This is a genomic window from Agromyces binzhouensis, from assembly GCF_004135055.1.
Taxonomy (GTDB): Bacteria; Actinomycetota; Actinomycetes; order Actinomycetales; family Microbacteriaceae; genus Agromyces; species Agromyces binzhouensis.
Window position 1 is genome coordinate 1 of sequence record NZ_SDPL01000584.1, and the last position, 1459, is coordinate 1459.

Here is a 1459-nt window from a genome sequence, read left to right on the forward strand (position 1 = left end):
GGCCCCGGAACCCGCGCCCGCCCTCGACGCCGCGGCGCTGCACCCGATCGAGCGCGCACGGCTCGACGACGTCGACCCGTCGGCGCGTGCGCTCGTGCGTGCCCAGGTGTGGGCGCGCAAGTCCGCACTGCTGCGGGCGGTCGGCCACCTCGAGGTCCTCGAACCCTCCCGCATCGCCCTCACGCTGCCCGGCGACGACCACGGCGACGCGCGCATCACGAGGAGCGTGCCCGAGCTCGGCTCGAGCTGGGCGGACGTCCGGATCATGGACGTCGCGGTGCCGGGCCGCGTCGCGGCATCCGTCGCCCTGCTGCCTCGACGCTGAGGCCCGCGGCCTAGAGTGGCCCTGTGCGCAGCGTCATCATCCTCGGGTCCACCGGTTCCATCGGCACGCAGGCGCTCGACGTCATCCGAGCCAACCCGCGCCGCTTCGACGTCGTCGGGCTCGCCGTCGGGTCGAACCGCGCCGAGCTCGAGCGGCAGGCCGACGAGTTCGGCGTCGAGCACACCGCGGTCGGCATCGACGAGGCCGTGCAGCTCGTCCGGAGCGTCGACGCGGACGTCGTCCTCAACGGCATCACGGGTTCGGTCGGGCTCGGCCCGACGATCGCGACGCTCGAGCGGGGCATGACCCTCGCCCTGGCGAACAAGGAGTCGCTCATCGTGGGCGGGGACCTCGTGACCCGGCTCGCGGCCCCGGGCCAGATCGTGCCCGTCGACTCCGAGCACTCGGCCATCGCGCAGGCGCTGCGCTCCGGCACGCAGGACGAGGTGCGCCGCCTCGTGCTGACCGCCTCCGGCGGGCCATTCCGGGGTCGTCGGCGCGAGGAGCTCGCGGACGTCACGCCGGCCGAGGCCCTCGCGCACCCCACCTGGGACATGGGGCTCGTGGTCACGACGAACTCGGCGACCCTGGTGAACAAGGGCCTCGAGGTGATCGAGGCGCACCTGCTGTTCTCGGTGGACTACGACCGGATCGACGTCGTCGTGCACCCGCAGTCGATCGTGCACTCCATGGTCGAGTTCGTGGACGGCTCGACGATCGCGCAGGCGTCGCCGCCCGACATGCGCCTGCCGATCTCGCTCGGGCTCGACTGGCCGAACCGCGTGGCGGCGGCCGGGAAGCCGCTGGACTGGACGAGCGCGCAGCAGTGGAGCTTCGAGCCGCTGGACGAGTCCGCATTCCCCGCCGTGCGGCTCGCCAAGCAGGTCGGCCGAGCGGGGGGCGAGTATCCCGCGGTGTTCAACGCCGCCAACGAGCAGGCGGTCGCGGCGTTCCACGCGGGTCGCATCGGGTTCACCGAGATCGTCGACACCGTGAAGGCGGTCGTCGACGCCCACGAGTCGCCCTCGGGCGTCCTCACCGTCGACTCGCTCGCGGAGGCGGAGCGGGTCGCGCGCCGGGCGGCCGACCTGCGCATCGCGCGCGCCTAGGAACCTGCGGCCGGCCCGCGGGGCC

1 protein-coding gene and 1 pseudogene are annotated in these 1459 nt (G+C 73.7%); both read left to right on the plus strand.

From position 1 onward, the window contains the following. Positions 1-325, plus strand: a pseudogene (locus ESO86_RS19405) (hypothetical protein); the annotation flags it as partial. A gap of 23 nt (positions 326-348) precedes the next feature. Next, on the plus strand, positions 349-1434 hold the full coding sequence (gene dxr, locus ESO86_RS16905) for a 1-deoxy-D-xylulose-5-phosphate reductoisomerase (RefSeq protein ID WP_129235954.1): 1086 nt from the start codon (positions 349-351) through the stop codon (positions 1432-1434). The last annotated feature ends 25 nt before the right edge of the window (positions 1435-1459 follow it).